General features: G+C 70.2%; 15 protein-coding genes. 9 read left to right on the top strand and 6 right to left on the bottom strand.

Features of this window, described 5'->3' with window-relative positions:
- The first annotated feature begins 382 nt into the window (after positions 1 to 382).
- Positions 383 to 1,846, top strand: coding sequence for a tRNA uracil 4-sulfurtransferase ThiI (gene thiI, locus ABFS34_05630; protein ID MEN8374912.1), 1,464 nt, complete (start codon positions 383 to 385; stop codon positions 1,844 to 1,846).
- Positions 1,847 to 1,877: 31 nt separating this feature from the next.
- On the opposite strand, the gene ABFS34_05625 is transcribed toward thiI, so the two are convergent.
- A complete protein-coding gene (locus ABFS34_05625) occupies positions 1,878 to 2,486 on the bottom strand; it encodes a TetR/AcrR family transcriptional regulator (protein ID MEN8374911.1) in 609 nt (202 codons plus the stop codon).
- A gap of 82 nt (positions 2,487 to 2,568) precedes the next feature.
- Between ABFS34_05625 and ABFS34_05620 the strand changes: the two genes are divergently transcribed.
- On the top strand, positions 2,569 to 3,354 hold the full coding sequence (locus tag ABFS34_05620) for a hypothetical protein (protein MEN8374910.1): 786 nt from the start codon (positions 2,569 to 2,571) through the stop codon (positions 3,352 to 3,354).
- A gap of 24 nt (positions 3,355 to 3,378) precedes the next feature.
- On the opposite strand, the gene ABFS34_05615 is transcribed toward ABFS34_05620, so the two are convergent.
- The 3 genes from ABFS34_05615 to ABFS34_05605 all read right to left on the bottom strand — a co-directional run bounded on the left by ABFS34_05615 (position 3,379) and on the right by ABFS34_05605 (position 5,818).
- Positions 3,379 to 4,170, bottom strand: coding sequence for a hypothetical protein (locus ABFS34_05615; protein ID MEN8374909.1), 792 nt, complete (start codon positions 4,168 to 4,170; stop codon positions 3,379 to 3,381).
- Between the two features lie 4 nt (positions 4,171 to 4,174).
- On the bottom strand, positions 4,175 to 4,441 hold the full coding sequence (locus tag ABFS34_05610; protein ID MEN8374908.1) for a hypothetical protein: 267 nt from the start codon (positions 4,439 to 4,441) through the stop codon (positions 4,175 to 4,177).
- A gap of 126 nt (positions 4,442 to 4,567) precedes the next feature.
- Positions 4,568 to 5,818, bottom strand: coding sequence for an MFS transporter (locus tag ABFS34_05605; GenBank protein ID MEN8374907.1), 1,251 nt, complete (start codon positions 5,816 to 5,818; stop codon positions 4,568 to 4,570).
- 169 nt (positions 5,819 to 5,987) lie between these two features.
- Between ABFS34_05605 and ABFS34_05600 the strand changes: the two genes are divergently transcribed.
- Entirely contained in the window at positions 5,988 to 6,566 is a 579-nt protein-coding gene (locus ABFS34_05600) for a hypothetical protein (protein ID MEN8374906.1), read from the top strand.
- Positions 6,551 to 6,793 carry a hypothetical protein gene (locus tag ABFS34_05595; protein MEN8374905.1) on the top strand — a complete coding sequence of 81 codons (243 nt, stop codon included), beginning with the start codon at positions 6,551 to 6,553 and terminating at the stop codon, positions 6,791 to 6,793. Before ABFS34_05600 ends, ABFS34_05595 begins: the two co-directional genes overlap by 16 nt.
- On the opposite strand, the gene ABFS34_05590 is transcribed toward ABFS34_05595, so the two are convergent.
- On the bottom strand, positions 6,771 to 7,766 hold the full coding sequence (locus tag ABFS34_05590; GenBank protein MEN8374904.1) for an N-acetylmuramoyl-L-alanine amidase-like domain-containing protein: 996 nt from the start codon (positions 7,764 to 7,766) through the stop codon (positions 6,771 to 6,773). The genes ABFS34_05595 and ABFS34_05590 overlap by 23 nt on opposite strands.
- Before the next feature lies 1 nt (position 7,767).
- Positions 7,768 to 9,441, bottom strand: a complete 1,674-nt coding sequence (locus ABFS34_05585) for a trypsin-like peptidase domain-containing protein (GenBank protein MEN8374903.1) — start codon at positions 9,439 to 9,441, stop codon at positions 7,768 to 7,770.
- A gap of 240 nt (positions 9,442 to 9,681) precedes the next feature.
- Here ABFS34_05585 and pabB point away from each other — a divergent pair, with 240 nt between their 5' ends.
- The 5 genes from pabB to ABFS34_05560 all read left to right on the top strand — a co-directional run bounded on the left by pabB (position 9,682) and on the right by ABFS34_05560 (position 15,770).
- Positions 9,682 to 11,484 carry an aminodeoxychorismate synthase component I gene (gene pabB / locus ABFS34_05580; protein ID MEN8374902.1) on the top strand — a complete coding sequence of 601 codons (1,803 nt, stop codon included), beginning with the start codon at positions 9,682 to 9,684 and terminating at the stop codon, positions 11,482 to 11,484.
- Between the two features lie 29 nt (positions 11,485 to 11,513).
- Positions 11,514 to 12,110, top strand: coding sequence for a hypothetical protein (locus tag ABFS34_05575; GenBank protein MEN8374901.1), 597 nt, complete (start codon positions 11,514 to 11,516; stop codon positions 12,108 to 12,110).
- Between the two features lie 112 nt (positions 12,111 to 12,222).
- A complete protein-coding gene (locus ABFS34_05570) occupies positions 12,223 to 13,233 on the top strand; it encodes a glycosyltransferase (GenBank protein MEN8374900.1) in 1,011 nt (336 codons plus the stop codon).
- A gap of 211 nt (positions 13,234 to 13,444) precedes the next feature.
- Positions 13,445 to 13,936 carry a hypothetical protein gene (locus ABFS34_05565; GenBank protein ID MEN8374899.1) on the top strand — a complete coding sequence of 164 codons (492 nt, stop codon included), beginning with the start codon at positions 13,445 to 13,447 and terminating at the stop codon, positions 13,934 to 13,936.
- Positions 13,937 to 14,348: 412 nt separating this feature from the next.
- Positions 14,349 to 15,770 carry an MATE family efflux transporter gene (locus ABFS34_05560; GenBank protein ID MEN8374898.1) on the top strand — a complete coding sequence of 474 codons (1,422 nt, stop codon included), beginning with the start codon at positions 14,349 to 14,351 and terminating at the stop codon, positions 15,768 to 15,770.
- The last annotated feature ends 50 nt before the right edge of the window (positions 15,771 to 15,820 follow it).

Here is a 15,820-nt window from a genome sequence, read left to right as displayed (position 1 = left end):
ACGCGCCGTAGCCGTCGCTACGGCAAGGAGTTCCAACGCCGCATCCGCGGGATGCAGCGCGGGCCGAATGCCTACGGGACTTCTGCAACGGTACACTAGCAGGTCGCTGAACAAGGGGAGTGCGGCCGCGAGCAGGGGGCTTGCGGGCGTCCAGGGCAGGAACGACGAGGAGGCATAGCCTAAGCTATGGCGACGAGGAGAGACGAACGCTGGATCCCGCAACCCCCCTGCTCCCTTCGGGTTGGGGCGGCACGGGGCCGTCTGATGTCGTTAGCGCTCCTCCCCGATACGCAGCGGTATCGCCTCGTCGCGCTGCCTTGCAGCCGACCCCGTGGCGCTCCCAACGCGGCTCGCTACCCTTTTTCAGCGACCTGTTAGGGCGATGGACGCAGAGCAGCGCTTTCTTCTCAGACTCGCCGGCGAGTTCTCCGTCAAGTCGCGTAGAACCCAGCAGCGCTTCCGCAGGCGCTTGCTGCGCAACCTGCGCGACGCCATGGAAGAGGCCGGCGGAACGTACGAAGTAGAGGATCGCTGGAGCCGGATCTTCGTGCGATCCACTTCACCGGACGCGGAGGCGCACCTGGGGCGGGTCTTCGGACTGGGGTCTCTGTCTCCCATCGCGCTCACCGTGCCCGCCGAATTGGACCGCATCGTAGAGGCCGGGGGGGAGCGATTCCGCGATGAGGTGCTCGGCCGTTCGTTCGCGGTGCGATCGCGCAGGTCCGGCACGCACCCCTTCCGCTCGAAAGACATCGAGATCGAGCTGGGCGCCGCGCTGGACGGGCCGGGACGGGTGGACCTGTCGAACCCCGACGTTACGGTCGGGGTCGAGGTCCGCGACGACGTGGCGCACCTCTTCTCGCGACGCACGCCCGGAGCGGGCGGTCTGCCGCTGGGCGTGGAGGGTCGGGCGCTGGCGCTCGTGTCCGGCGGCTACGACTCGGCGGTGGCCGCCTGGATGATGCTCAAGCGCGGGGTCGAGCTCGACTACGCCTTCTGCAACCTGGGCGGCGACGCCTACGAGCGGTCCGTGCTGGCGGTGATGAAGGTGCTCGCGGACCGGTGGAGTTATGGGTCCCGCCCTCGCATTCATCTGATCGATTTCGGGCCCGCGCTGGACGACCTGCGTGCGCACGCCGCGGAGCGGTACTGGCAGGTGCTGCTGAAGCGACTCATGTACCGCGCGGGGTCGATCGTCGCCGACCGGATCGGCGCCGAGGTGCTGGTGACCGGGGAGGCTGTGGGCCAGGTATCATCGCAGACGCTGACCAACCTGCGGGCCATCGAACCCGCCGCGTCGCTGCCCGTATTCCGCCCCTTGATCGGATTCGACAAGGAGGAGATCATCGCCCGCGCGCGCGTCATCGGCACCGATGAGCTGTCGGCGCGCGTCAAGGAGTACTGCGCCATCGCGCCCGGCAAACCGGTCACGGCGGCTTCGGTGGACGTGGTCGACGCGCAGGACGCGCTGCTCGACCCGGGCACGGTCGAGCGGGCCGTGGCCGAGCGACGCGTCCTGGACCTGCGTCGGCTGACCCCCACCGATCTGGTCGCGCCCTACCTCTTCACGAGCGAGGTGCCGGAGGGCGCCAGCATCCTGGACTGCCGCAGCGAGGGGGAGTACGAGGCCTGGCACTTGCCGGGCGCGCGCCTGGTCGATGACTGGGAGCTGGGCCGAACCTTCGGCGACCTGGACCGCGACGGCACCTACGTGCTGTACTGCGCGCAGGGAGTGCAGACCGCGCAGATCGCCGAGCGCATGCAGCGCGCCGGCTACGAGGCCTACTCCTTTCGCGGCGGCGCGAGCGCCCTGCGCCAGTGGGCGCAACGGCACGGCTCGGATTGAGCCCGGTGCCGGCGGTCAGCGAGGCGGCTGGCTAGCCTGAACCCACGATGCCGCGAAAAACGATGTCCACCTTTGCCCGCATGCGCTGGATGAGCGTGTCCAGGTCCAGCGGCGTGTACAGCCGCTCGACCAGCGTGGAGCTCCATACGGCGCCCAACACGCCGACCGCGCCCGCGACGTCCAGATCCGACCTGAGCTCGCCGCGGGTCACCGCGCCCTGGATGGCCGCGAAGTAGATGGTGGTGACGCGGGCGGCGAGCTCCTGATTCGCCTCCAGGACGCGGCGGTTGGAGAACACCTCCCTGAACAGCACGCGGAAGCGTTCGCCTTCGCGGTGGGCGGTGCGAAGCCCCATCTCGAACTGCTCCTCGAAGAACCGCCTGGCCGGGGTGTCCCGCGCTACCGCCTCCTCGAGCCGGTTCAACTCCCCTTCGAGGACGCCCCGGTAGTACGCAATCAGCACTCCTTCCTTGGTCTCGTAGTAGTTGAAGTAGGTCGCGCGAGAGACACCGGCGCGCTCGGCGATCGCGTCCACGGTCGTGCCGGCGAAGCCGTCCCGCTCGAACAGCTCCAGCGCCGCCTCCAGCAACGCCGCCCGGGTCTCGGCCTTCTTTTCCGCCCTTCGTCCGCCTGACTCCACTGCACCCCCTCGACAACACCCTTTTTTTATACTATAGTCTAAACTTAGACTGGAGTCTACTATATCGAGAAAGGATTCTCATATGTACTCCCTTGTACGGACCGTCGCGCTGTCGTCGCTCAAGTCCCTCATCCTCGCGGGGCTGGCGGCGGCTGCGTCCCACGTCCCCGCCCTTTCCCAGAGCAGCGCCCCCGTCGTGGAGCCGGGCAGCGGCGTCGCCACCGGCGCGAAGCTGGCGCCGTACGCGGCCCGATTCTCCTTGACTCGCGTGGGCCCCGGCGGCACGGAGACGCCGGCGGGCGCGTGGACCGACGAGGTGAAGCTCATGGGAAGCGGGGAACGGGCCGTCCTCTGGCGACGGGTCGAGCGCTTCGACGCGCAGGGCGTCTCCGAGCTCGTGCGCGTTCAGAGCGCCGATCTGGCTACGATGGCGCCGCTGCGGACCCACCAGGTCGGGCCGAACGGCACCGTCATCCATGTGGACTACGAAGCCGACTCGCTGCGCTCGGTCCTGATCCCTTCGCCGGACGGCGCGGCCCTGACCGCGCGGACCGAGGCCATGGCCGCCTTCGACCTGTCTCTGTACGCGGTGCTCCTGCGCTCGCTTCCGCTGGAGGACGGCTACACCGCGAGCGTGGCCATCGCGGCGATGGCGCCCGGCGGAGCGGTCCAGCTCGTGCAGGAGACCGTGCGCGTGACGGGACGCGAGCAGGTGTCGGCCGGCGGCATCACGGCGGACGCCTGGGTCGTGGAGACGAGCCTGATCCCGTGGAAGGTCTGGCTGTGGGATGACGCCCCCTACATCGCCCGCTTCGAGCAGCCCAATCCCGACGGCACCATCACGGTATCCACGCTGGTCGGGGAGTGACGCCGGCGCTGAATCGGCCCGGTCTCAGCGGGCGACCACCGCCAGCGTGTCGTTGTGCCAGGCGAGGAAGCGCCTGAGGTACGCGCCGATCTGGCCGGGGCCGGGAAACCCCACCGCGACGGTTTCCCGGTCCCGCTCCTCCTGGCTCAGCGGAGACGGCTCGGCGTAGGCCTGGAGATTGGCGTGGAAGCCGATGGTGAACGCATCCCAGTCCGCGCCCGCGTGCCGCACCCAGAGCAGGTTGTCGGGCCGTTGGATCCTGCGCAGATACTCGTTCTCCATGCCGCGCTGCTCGATGAGCGCGCCGCGCTCGCCCGGGAGCGCCACGAACATCTCGATGTGGAACAGGCCGGCGCCCTCGGCGCGCGCGCGCACGGTGTCGGCGTGGGGGCCCCAGGCCCAATGGTCCTCGGTCCAGCCGATCAGTTCGTCGAGCGGGTCGGTCGAGAGCGGCTGCGGCGCGGCCTCCGGGCCGGCCGTGCCCGGGACCGGAGACGAGCCGCGCACCAGCCGCAGGAAGTCGACGGGAGCCGCGCCCTCCAGGCCGGCCTCGAGCGCGTCGCTCGGCCCGAGCACCATGAGGTCCCAGCGGTCGCCCTGGGAGTGTCGCATGATCAGCGGCGAGGCCGGGTCGTCTTCCGGGAACCGTTCGCGCAGTACGCCGATCAGGTCCAGCAGCCGCCCCGGAGCCGCCTGCAGAAGCGTCACGCGGTAGAGCTGCGCGTCCTCCCGGCCGGCCTCCTGCGCCTGCAACCCCGGCGCCACCACGAGCAGCGCCGTCAGGATCCCGGCCGTCCGGTAGCCGTGAGACCCCATCGGTCTAAGCCGCCTTACGCTGCACGAAGTGGTACATGAAGGCGAAGAGAAGCGCGCCCAGGGCCGCTCCCAGCAACCCCCCGAAGCGCATGGGCGTCGCGTCGTGGTGGATGTATCCGGACAAGCCGAGCATGCCACCGATGAAGGCGCCGAATACGCCAAATACGAGCGTCAGGGCCGCCGCGGTGTCTCGGGTCGAGTACAGGACGCGGGCCAGGATGCCACCGACCAGGCCGATGGCCAACCAGACGATCAGGCCGACGAAGAACATCGCCATCCTCTGCGAAAAAAGCCGTTTGGATCCGCCAGCCATATAGGCGGATCGGCGACGGACCCGCAACCCGACCGTCTACGAGCCGTCTCTACGTGGGCGGGCGCCTCGCGCTCCTTCGCTCCCTCACACCGGCGCGTCGGCGGTGGCCTCCTCCGCCTCGGCGCGGGCGAGCGTAGCCGGGTCTACGCGGCGACGCAGCTGCGACACCGGCGGCAGGCCGAGCGCGAGTACGCCGGCCGCGCCGATCGCGACCACCCCCACCCAGTACGGCGTCGCTATGCCCGCGGACTGGAACAGCAGCCCCGCCCAGACGGGGCCGATGACCCGCCCGAGACCTCCGACGACCTGGCTACCGCCAAGCACGCTGCCCTGCGAGTGCTCGTCCGTGGCGCGCGACACCATGGTCGCGAGCGCCGGAAACAGCGTGCCGGCCCCCAGAGCCCACAGGGGCACGGCCAGAAGAAGCCAGCCCGGCCCGCTCATGAGAGGTACCGTCATCACTCCCAGGCCGAGGAATACGACGCCGAACCGCGCCGTGTTGGGCTCACCTATCCTGCCCACCATCCACCCCAGGATGCCCCCGCGCACTACCACGGTACACGCTCCGCTCAACGCCATCACGTAGCCGACCGCCTCACCGTCGAACGCGAACACCCTCTCGAGGTAGAGCGCCAGAACGCTAAAATGCGCGCTGAGCGAGGAGATAGTCAGGAAGTACACGCCCATCATTAGCGCGAGAGGGTAGCGCGTGAGGATCCCGAGCCAGCCGCGCCACGTCGCGGCCTCCCCCTGCGCGAAACCCGCCGCCACAGAACGCGGGCGGGATTCGGGCAGGAAGAAATACGCGGCGAGCGCGTTCACCGCGGTGAGGCCGGCGGCTATGAATCCCGGCGCCCCCAGTCCCCATATGCTGCTGAAGTATCCGCCGATGAAGGGCCCCAGCATCACCCCGAGTCCCGCCGCCGCCCCGATCCAGCCGAGACCCTGCGCGCGATCCTCCTCGGACGTGTTGTCGGCCGTGATGGCGTGCGCGATGGAAATGGTCCCGCCGGCGGCTCCCGCCGTCATGCGCGACGCGAACAGCAGCAGCAGGGTGTTGCTGAACCCGTAGAGAAGGTGCGACACGGAAGACGCCGCCAGCCCGAATATGAACAGCGTGCGCCGCCCGCGCCGATCGCTCATGCGGCCCCAGATGGGCGTAGCCAGCAGCTGCGTGGCCGCATAGGATGCTATGAGGAGGGTGACGACGAAGGGGCTCGCCCCGAATTCCTCCGCGTAGAACGGCAGCAGAGGAATGACGATCCCGAAGCCGATCATGTCCACCAGCACGGCGGACACGAGTATTAGGAGCGGCGGCACCCTGACGGCTGGCATTCACCTGGGGTTCGCGGGGCCTCGCGACGCTGCTAGTGAGGACTGCGCGTTCGAGGGCGCGCAAAGTTAGGACGCGGTTCACGACATCGCCACGATGTCCCATCCAGCCATGGCCCCGGGATAGCCGAACGTGCATCGTTCGGCACGTTTCCCTCGCCTACCGTGTGTCATGACCCGACTCGCCCGCATCGATCACCCGCCCACCACGCTCTTCGTCCGCGAGCGCCGACCTTCCCAAACAGACGCCTGGCCCGAGTCGGCGCCCTGGGGGACCGACTACGACCTCCTCGCCAGCCTCGGCCCTCTGCGCGATCTTGGCGACGGCGCGGCGACCGCGGTGCGTAGCGCCCTGGCGATCCAGTCGACCCTGGCGTGCGTCGCGCCACGCTGGCTCGAGGGCGCGGCGGTCGACCGCCCGCACGAACGGGCTGCACGGCGACTGGCGGCTTCGGCGGCCGGAGAGCTGCGTGGGATTGCGATACGGACGCTCCGGGCGGCGAGGGGCCTCGGACGGCTGGGCCCCGACCCGGCCTCGGCCGCAACCCTGTGCACGTGCCTGCGGGACCTGGCGCGGCTGGCGCCCGGCCCCGGCGGGACCGGGGCGTGCCACCGGCTCGGGTTCGCCGTCGCACGGCGTCACCGCTGTCCGGGCCACGCGGCGGCGGCGGCACGAGCCCTCGGGAAGCTCGCGGCGGCGGCGGGCGATCACGTAGCGGAGCAACGGTGGGAGCGGTGGGCAGACGCGTAGACGCCGTCGGATTCACGGCCGCAGAGCGCGCGGCCCTGGCGAAGACGTTGCACGCCGGAGACGTCCCGGCCTGCCCGCGGTGCGGCGACAAGGTCGCGCTGTCGCGGGTGCAGCGGCCGCCCGAAGTCGCCTACGTGCGCAGCAGGGTTCTGGCGGTGTGCCCTTCGTGCAAGCTGTCCGCGGCCGTCGACGTCCGCGATCCGCCTACAGCGGGCGGGCCACCATGATGCCGTCCTGCGTGCGAATGCGACCGACCCTGACGGCCAGAGGTACCTGGCTGATCTGAACGCTGTCGCCGACCAGAGGAGCGTGCATCAGGTGGATGCGGCCGTCGACCTCCACGGCGATCCCGGTGTGCGCCACGTCGAGGCCGGCCAGCGTGCTCGTCGCGGCGATCACGTCTCCCTCCTCGATCCCGCCCTCCGCGTCCTCGATAGCCGTCTCCGGCAGCTCGTGCCGGGGCGTGTCGCTCAGGCGCCGCTCGATCCGCCCTATGGCGTCGAGCGTGCCCGGGTCTTCCAGTTGCCAGTATGCCTTTGTGTGCCGCGTCATGAAGTGGATCGGCTCCGGGTCGCGATCCCCGCCCAACGTCCGGGTCCGGAGCTCGAGGATGCCCCGGCGCGCGTTGTCGGCCAGCCACTCGCTGAAGTAGTGCAGCCGGCTCGGATAATCGCCCCGCACCCCACCCCGATAGCGCAGGCGCTCCAGGACGCGCGCGAACTCCTCGAACGACGGCTCATCGGCGCGCGTGGCGTGCGCAAGGGCGAGCACGCTTTCAACGAACGTTACGCAGTCGAATTCGCGCAGGTTGACGACCAGGTTCTCCGGGCCCGGTGGGTCCAGGGTGCCCGGACGATAGGGCGCCCCCACGAAGCGCCTGCCGATGCGCGCTACCGCGCCGCCGATGGGCAGCGTGTCGATGCCCTCGGCCAGGACCCAGCGCAGCGTTTCTTCGAAGATCTCGCGGTCGCCGCGGAGCGCCGCGCCCTCCGGCCCGAGGGCCGAGACCGCCTCGTACCCGGCGCCGCGGTCAGCGGCCAGGAAGGCCACCCGGGCGTCCAGAGCGGGCGCAAGCCCCGAAACTTCGGCAGCGGCGTCGGGCACCGCGCTCGACGCGGCGTCGCTCTCGCTCTGCTCGGAGCCGCCGCAGGCCCACAGCGCGACCGCCGCGAACGCCGCGGCCGGTAGAAAGAGCCTCACGTCAGCGGTCCACCGCGAAGTTGTAGATTCCCTGCGTGCCGGCGGGGAACCGCACCAGCAGCGATGCCACGTCCCCGGGTCCGAGCGCGGAAGCGGCCGCGCGCAGCTCGGCGACCGTCGCGACGGCGCGTCCGTTCACGTCCACGATGACATGTCCCGGCATCAGTCCCGCCCTGGCCGCCCCGCTGAAGTCCTCGACCCGGCTCACCATCACCCCGCGGATCGCCTCGGCGTCCTCGTATTCGAAGCGCGCGAGGATGTCCGGGTCGAGCTCGATGGCGGTGAGGCTCAAGCGGGGAATCATGTCGCTCGACTCGTCGGCGGCCTGCCCCACATCCTGGGCCGCCGTCTCGGGGACGCGGGCGAACTCGCCCAGCACGAGCTCCACCTGGTGGCGCTCTTGGTCTCGCCAGATTCCCAGCGAAACGGCCTCGCCAGGGTGACGCTCCAGAAGCGCGATGATCAGCTCCGTGTTGTTGCCCACGGGCTGGCCGTCCACCTCCAGGATCACGTCCCGCGCGGCCAGGCCGGCGCGCGACGCGGGCGACCCATCCAGGACCATGGTCACCGCCGCGCCGGCCACCGAGCCGAGCCCGTACGCCTCCGCGTCGATCGCCGTGACCGCGGTAATCGTGACGCCCAGTTGCGGCCGGCGGACGTGGCCGTACTCAAGCAGGTCGTCCGTGACGCGCAACGCCAGGTCGATGGGGATGGCCATGCCGTAGCCCAGCCAGCGGGGCGCGCTGCCGTCCGTCTGGATGGCGGTGTTGATGCCGATCACCCGGCCCCGCAGGTCCACCAGCGGCCCGCCCGAGTTGCCCGGGTTGATGGCCGCGTCGGTCTGGATGAACGACTGTACGGCGGACTGCCCCCCGCCGAGGCTTCGGCCCAGGGCGCTGACGATCCCCGCGGTCACCGTGAAGTCCAGCCCCAGAGGGTTGCCCAGAGCGATCACCCACTCGCCGACCTGCAGATCCTCCGACTCACCCAGATCCGCCACGGAGAAGGTCGCCCCGGCGGTTTCAATTAGTCGCAAGAGGGCGACGTCCGTGGACGCATCCACCCCCACGACCTCCGCGCCGAAACGGCGCCCGTCCTGGAGCCGCACCTCCACCGAATGGGCGCCCCGGACGACGTGGTTGTTGGTGAGGATCAGGCCGCTCTCCTCGATCACGAAGCCCGTCCCCGTCGACACGGAAGGCCGCTCGGGCCGCTTCCAGGATTCGGGGCCCGAGCCCTCCGGAGCCCCCTTCTCCTCCGGCGCCTGCTCTTCTTCGGAACCGTCCTCGGACTCCTCCTCCGGAATGCCGAAGAAGCGCCGGAATTCCGGGCTGTCGAAGAACGGGTTGGATGGCAGCTGCCGATCCCCGAATTGCTCCCGCGCGATGTCTCTGGAGGTGGGGCGCCGTTCCGTCTCGATGTAGACGACCGCCGGCAGCGCGTGACCCGCCGCCGCGCGGAACGCCGCGGACAACCGAGCGGGCGTAACCGTGTCCACCACCGCAGGCGGCAGCTCGGTGCCGATCGGCTCGCGCGGCGGCTCCGGCGGCGTGAGTGGTATGCCGCCATCTCTAGCCTGGGCGGCGGCGCCACCCACCGCGGTCGCGATGATCGCAAAGGAGAGTAAAGTGGCGCGTGCCATCTGGGCGCGCAGCCCGCTCCAATAAGCCCTCATGAACATCCTCGGTCGGGTCGAATGGTTCGATACCGTTGCCATACAATACACCCGCCGCCGTGCGCTGTGGTTCCGCCTTCCCGCGCACGCGCCGCGGAGCACACGCGCCGGCAAGCGGCCTCCGTCCCCGGAACGGTCTTGCCTAGCCAGCCGTGACGGGGTAGGTGACGCCGGTGGCGTCGAGCGCGAGTTTGTCCGGCGCCGGCGGACCGTTACGAGTGACCCCGAACCCCGTGTGGCTTGAGCGACCCCAGCGCCATCATCGACTTCCGATCCGCCGACGAGCCCGGTCGGCTGATTTTCGGTGAGCCGCGTGAGCTGTTCGTCGCGGAGACCCCGGAGGACGTCACGAGCGCGCTGTCGGCGGCGGAGAACGCGGCCCTGCGGGGGCGCTGGGTCGTGGGGTTCGTGGCATACGAAGCGGCGCCCGCGTTCGACGCGCGGTTCAGGGTCCGAACGGGTTGTGAGGTTCCGCTCGCCTGGTTCGCGGCGTACGACCAACCGGAGCGCGCGGCGCCCCTCGGGCGCACGCCCGCATTCCCGCCGAGCGGTCCGGCCGAGATCCCCGCAGGCTGGGTCACGAGCGAGGACCGCGCGACGCACCGAGTGGCGGTGGAGACGATCCGCGAATTGATCGCGGCCGGAGATGTGTACCAGGTCAACCACACGCTCCGGCTGCGGCGGGCGTTCGCGGAGGATCCGCTCGCCTTCTACGAGACCCTGGCCTCGGTCGCCGCGGCGCCCTGCTCCGCCTACGTACGTCTTCCCGCCCACCACGTGCTGTCGGTCTCGCCCGAGCTCTTCTTTCGGCGGACCGGGGATCGCATCACGACCAGGCCCATGAAGGGCACGGCTCCGCGGGGTCGGTGGACGGACGAAGACGACGCGCTCGGGGCGGCGCTCGGCGCCTCGGAGAAGGACCGCGCCGAGAACCTCATGATCGTCGACTTGCTGCGCAACGATCTGGGGCGTGTCGCGGAATTCGGCAGCGTCGAGGTGAGCGACCTGTTTCGCGTGGAGGCGTTCCCCACGGTGCACCAGATGACCTCCACCGTGAGCGCCCGGTGCCGCCCGCGCACGTCGCTGGCGGACGTCTTCGCCGCGCTGTTCCCGTGCGGGTCCGTGACCGGCGCTCCCAAGATCGCCGCCACGGAGGTGATCGCCCGGCTGGAAGACTCACCCAGGCAGGCGTACTGCGGAGCGATCGGCCTGCTTCGCCCGGGCGGTGACTGTGCGTTCAGCGTGGCTATACGCACCGCGCTCGTGGACCAGCGCCGGGGCGAAATCAGCTACGGTGTAGGCGGCGGGGTTACCTGGGCTTCGACCGCTCGCGGAGAGTGGCAAGAGGCGCTGGGCAAGGCGGCGATACTCGGCGAGCTGGCCGCCGCGGATGACCTCATCGAAACGCTGAGGTTGGAGGACGGCCGGCCGCTCAGGTGGGCTCGACACAAAGCGCGGATGATTCGCTCCGCCGGCGTCCTGGGGCACGCCGCCAACCCGGAGGCTCTGGACGCGGCCGTGCGGGAGGCTTGCCAGGCTACCGGTGCGGGCAGCGCGCTGATCCGCGTACGGATGGCGCACGATGGGCGGGCGAGCGCGGCCGTCAGGGCCTTCGATCCCAAGGTCCCCCTGACCGCGGGGCTCGCGGCGGATCCCATCTGCTCGACGGACCCACGCCTGTTTCACAAGACCTCGGACCGGACGCTGTATGAGAGGGCGCGCGAGCGCCTCCCAGACCGCGGTGAAGTGCTGCTCTGGAACGAGCGTGGAGAGATCACGGAGTTCACCCGTGGCAACGTGGTCGTAGAGCTCGGAGGGACGCTGTTCACGCCGCCGATTAACGCTGGACTTCTCCCGGGGGTCTATCGAGACGAACTGGTGCGCTCCGGTCGGGTGGAGGAACGCCCGGTTCGCGTGGAGGATGTAGCGGCGGCGTCGGCGATCTGGTTCGTCAACAGCGCGCGCGAATGGGTGCCGGTAGGCTGGAACCCACGCGGCGCGGGCGGTGTTGCAAAAACCGGAGGCCCCGCCCCGGGAGAATGAACCCGGCGGCACACTTGGAAGGTGGTTCCGTGTCTCAGTCTCGTTCTCGGCGCAACGGGCGCCACGATCTCAAGGCCATCGTAGCGGGGGTTTCGGCCTCCATCCTGGCCCACCTCGCGCTGTTCGCTTTCGTCGGATTCGGAATTCCGGGCTCCTCCGACGATGACGAACGCGACAGAGTATCGGTGGCCGAGGACTGGGCCGCGCTCCAGATCGTCGAGATAGCGCAGGAGGCTCCGGCGCCCAGCCAATCCGCGTCCGCATCCCCCGCGAACGCGTCGGCTGGCGAGGCCACGGACGCGGGTGCCGGTGCGCCGGCCGCGGCGCCCGCACTCGGCGGCTCCGAGTCCGCCGCGCCGCCGGTGCTGGTCAGCTTCACGCAGCCCACTTCTTCGCCGCTTCTGCTCGCCAGCGCGGTCGTCGAGACGCCCGCAAGCCGCCGGGCCGCGTCCGCGCGCGCCGCGTCCTACACGCCGGGCGGCGTGCGGCAGGCCAAGCTGGGCTGGTCCGGCCAGGACGCGGAGAAAGCCAGCCGATCCGGCTACATCAGCGCCGTCCTGGGTGCCGGGCCGGGCGATGGCCACTGCCCGACGCCACCCGGCCGCGGCCCGATCTTCGGTCTCTAGTGTACCGTTGCCGAAGTCCGGTAGGCATTCGGCGCGCGCTGCATCCCGCGCCTCGGTGCACACGTTCCGCGCCGGCACACTCTAGGCCGGCGACCCGCGGCCCGCGGATTCCCTGAAAGCACCGCGCGTATCGGTCCTGCTCCCCGTCCATGACGGCGAGCGCACGTTGCCGCGCGCCATCGCCTCACTCCAGCGCCAGAGCTGCACCGACTTCGAGGTCGTAGCGGTCGACGACGGCTCCACGGACTCCACCGCCGACATCCTGCGCACCTGGGCCCGCGGGGACCCGCGGGTGCGAATCCAGTCGCAACCGCATGACGGCCTCGTCGCCGCGCTCGAACGGGGACGAGCGCTCGCTCGCGGGAGCTGGCTGGCGCGTATGGACGCAGACGACGAGGCGCATCCGGACCGACTGGCCGCGCAGCAGGAACTATCCAGGAGGCGGCCCGAACTGGCGCTGATCGGGTGCCACGTCGTGTACGCCTCGCACGGGCGCGTCACCGACGGCGCGCGCCGCTATCAGCGCTGGCTGAACGGCCTTCGCGGCGGCGCCGACATCCAACGCGATCTGTGGGTGGAATGCCCCATCGCCCACCCGACCTTCTTTCTGCGCGCGGACGCCGCGGCGGAGGTGGGCGGCTACCGGGATCGCGGCTGGCCCGAAGACTACGACTTGTTGCTGCGCATCTGGCGCAGCGGCGGCGCCATCGATGTCGTGCCGCGGGTGCTGCTGCGTTGGTGGGACAGCCCCCAACGGCTGTCTCGCACGTCTTCCTCGTATGCCCCCGAGGCCTTTCGACGCTGCAAGATCCACCACCTCCGGAAGAGCCTGCTGCGAGACCGGCCCAACGTGGTCGTGTGGGGTGCCGGCCCGACGGGAAAGGCGTTCGCTCGATCGCTAGCCGCGGCCGAGCTGCGCGTGCTGGCGTTCGTCGAGGTCGACCCTCGGAAGGTGGGCCAGACGATCCACGGGGCCTCCGTGGTGGCGCCGCCGGAGGCCGGCCGTTTCGCCGGGGCGCTGCACCTGGGAGCGGTGGCGCAGCCGGGCGGGCGCGAGCGGGTCCGCCTCGCCGCCCGCGCATGCGGCCTGAGCGAGGGCCGGGACTTCATCGCCGTCGCTTGAGCCCCCTCCACACAATCCTGACACGCGCACCGCAACCCTTGGCGGGGCGGGCGGATCTGAAGGACGAACAAGCTGTCGCGAGGCGGCGGCGGCGCCACCGAGCGGGGTTCGCGGGGGATTAGGTGAAACCCGATGTCCCCGCGCCCGTAGAGTTTCCAGCCGGGCGAAGACCCGGTCTCGAATATCCGAATGTTAGAGCCTGGAGATAGACATGATCGCCAAGACCGGCCTTCTGGCCATTACGATGATTTCGCTGGCCTCCGCGCCGGCCGCAGCCGTCGCCGCGCCGCCCCGGGTGGACAACGACAGGGCAGAAGAGTTGTACGACCGAGCCGTCAGCCTGCTCGATTCACAGCACCGCTGGGCAGAGGCGGCGAGCCTCCTCCGCCGTTCCGCGGAGAACCGCTCGCAGGACGACCCCGCGGCGTTCGAGACCATGCGTTTCGCAGGTCGCGTGTACGCCCAGGCGGGTGACTTCGGCAAGTCCCGCGAGACCTTGACGGACGCCGGCGACCTCGCCCTGGCGCGGGGCGCGTTGGTAGACGCGGCGCACGCCTACATCGAGGCCGCGCACGCGGCCATCGAGCAGGGCGACGCGACGCGGGCCAGGTCGCTCGCCGAAAGGGCGCAGCGGCTTTCCACCTCCCCGCTCCTCCCCGACACCGAGAGCGCGTCGATCGCGTCGCTCGTCGGGGCGCTGTAAGGCCGGACGTGGCGCGGGCGATGTGGTCGTCGCCCGCGAGTCAGGGGCGTTCTCGATAGATTGCGGCCTCGGTGGCCACGCCACCGGGGCCGCCTTGCGTGTGCGCCAGGAATGGCCACTGCTGCGATCGTTGACGTTGTTGGATCGTTTGCGTAACGTGGGCGCTTCGTGCGGCGGCCGAATCGCGAGCCTCCGCCCCGACAAGAGGATTTGATGAGCAAGCAGATCACCCTCCGTACGCCGCAGGCCATGGGCGCCGATCCGTTCCCGGGTGGGGACGCGTCGGCCGCGCCGGTGGTTGTGCCGTGGAGCCCGGCTTTGGGGTGATCTAGGAGCGCCGTTCCTTCTTGGGACGACGGCCCCTCGGCGCCTCGCCGGGGGGCCGTTTTCTTTTGGAGTCATCGAGGTAGGCATGTCGGATATAGGCGGTTCGCGGTCGGTAAAAGGGGCGCGTGGCTGGGCGCGGCTCGTGTGGGAGGCAGCCAGCGGCCGCACGGCGGACGCGACCAAGGGCCCTTTGGGAGAGGCCATCGTCCTGCTGGCCGTGCCCATGGTACTCGAGATGGTCATGGAGTCCGTGTTCGCGGTCGTGGACATCTTCTTCGTTTCGCGGCGGGGGGCGGACGCCATGACCGCGGTTGGCCTGACCGAGTCCATGATGACCCTCATCTACACCGTCGCGATCGGGCTGAGCATCGGCGTCACGGCGGTCGTAGCTCGCAGGACGGGCGAGGGCGACACGGAGGGGGCCGCTCGCGCGGCGGGTCAGGCCATCCTGCTGGGCGTGGCGATGTCCGCGCTGATCGCGGTCTTCGCCGCGCCGAACGCGCATCGGCTGCTGCGCTTGATGGGCGCCAGCGAGTCCGTGGTGGCCACGGGCGGTACGTACACCGGCATCATGTTCGGCGGCAACGCGGTAATCCTGCTGCTGTTCCTGATGAACGCGGCGTTCCGGGGCGCGGGTGACGCGGCCGTGGCGATGCGCGTGCTGTGGCTCGCCAACGCCATCAACATCGTGCTGGACCCGCTGCTGATATTCGGGATCGGTCCGTTCCCGGAGCTCGGCGTCACCGGCGCGGCGGTGGCGACCAACATCGGCCGTGGCACGGCGGTGCTGGTGCAGCTCTGGCTGCTCCTGAAGGGGATCGGCAAGATCCACGTGTACCGTCGGCACCTGCGCGTCGTGCCGGACGTAATGGGCCGCGTGCTCAAGCTGTCCGCGACCGGAACGCTGCAGACCTTCATCGGGACGGCGAGCTACGTGGGACTCGTGCGCATAGTCGCCGAGTTCGGCAGCGAAGCGGTCGCCGGCTACACGATCGCGATCCGGATCGTGCTATTCGCGCTGCTGCCGGCGTGGGGGTTGGCCAACGCCGCGGCCACGATGGTCGGCCAGTCGCTCGGCGCCCAGGACCCAGACCGCGCGGAACGGTCCGTGTGGATCGCCGGCCGCATGAACCTGGCGTTCCTGGGCACCGTGGGCGTGATCTTCGTGATCGCGGCTCCGCTGATCGTGGGGTGGTTCGGCGGCGAGGGTGACACCAGCGCGCACGCCGTCACGGCGCTGCGCATCATCAGCCTGGGCTTCGTGTTCTACTCCTACGGGATGGTGTTGACGAACTCGTTCAACGGCGCGGGCGATACGTGGACGCCGACGGTGATCAACCTGGTCTGCTTCTGGCTGTGGGAGATTCCGCTGGCGTGGTTCCTCGCCTTCCACACCGACCTCGGTCCGACCGGTGCGTTCGTGGCGATCACGGTGGCCTTCTCCACGCTGGCGGTGGTGAGCGCGGTGGTGTTCCGGCGCGGCCGCTGGAAGGCCGTGGTGGTGTGAGGCCCGGGCGCCGGCCTCCGTTTTGACGGCGGCCGGCGCTTCCGGTAGAG

It is taken from the genome of Gemmatimonadota bacterium (genome assembly GCA_039715185.1).
Classification (GTDB): Bacteria; Gemmatimonadota; Gemmatimonadetes; order Longimicrobiales; family RSA9; genus DATHRK01.
Note: the sequence above shows the minus strand (reverse complement) of the source record. Positions and strands in the feature narration are given on the sequence as shown.

Excerpts from the sequence above, each read along its gene's own strand:
- thiI (MEN8374912.1), top strand. The coding sequence starts at position 383 with ATGGACGCAGAGCAGCGCTTTCTTCTCAGACTCGCCGGCGAGTTCTCC.
- ABFS34_05615 (MEN8374909.1), bottom strand. The coding sequence starts at position 4,170 with ATGGGGTCTCACGGCTACCGGACGGCCGGGATCCTGACGGCGCTGCTC.
- ABFS34_05585 (MEN8374903.1), bottom strand. The coding sequence starts at position 9,441 with ATGAGGGCTTATTGGAGCGGGCTGCGCGCCCAGATGGCACGCGCCACT.
- ABFS34_05610 (MEN8374908.1), bottom strand. The coding sequence starts at position 4,441 with ATGTTCTTCGTCGGCCTGATCGTCTGGTTGGCCATCGGCCTGGTCGGT.
- ABFS34_05605 (MEN8374907.1), bottom strand. The coding sequence starts at position 5,818 with ATGCCAGCCGTCAGGGTGCCGCCGCTCCTAATACTCGTGTCCGCCGTG.
- ABFS34_05600 (MEN8374906.1), top strand. The coding sequence starts at position 5,988 with ATGACCCGACTCGCCCGCATCGATCACCCGCCCACCACGCTCTTCGTC.
- ABFS34_05620 (MEN8374910.1), top strand. The coding sequence starts at position 2,569 with ATGTACTCCCTTGTACGGACCGTCGCGCTGTCGTCGCTCAAGTCCCTC.
- ABFS34_05565 (MEN8374899.1), top strand. The coding sequence starts at position 13,445 with ATGATCGCCAAGACCGGCCTTCTGGCCATTACGATGATTTCGCTGGCC.
- ABFS34_05560 (MEN8374898.1), top strand. The coding sequence starts at position 14,349 with ATGTCGGATATAGGCGGTTCGCGGTCGGTAAAAGGGGCGCGTGGCTGG.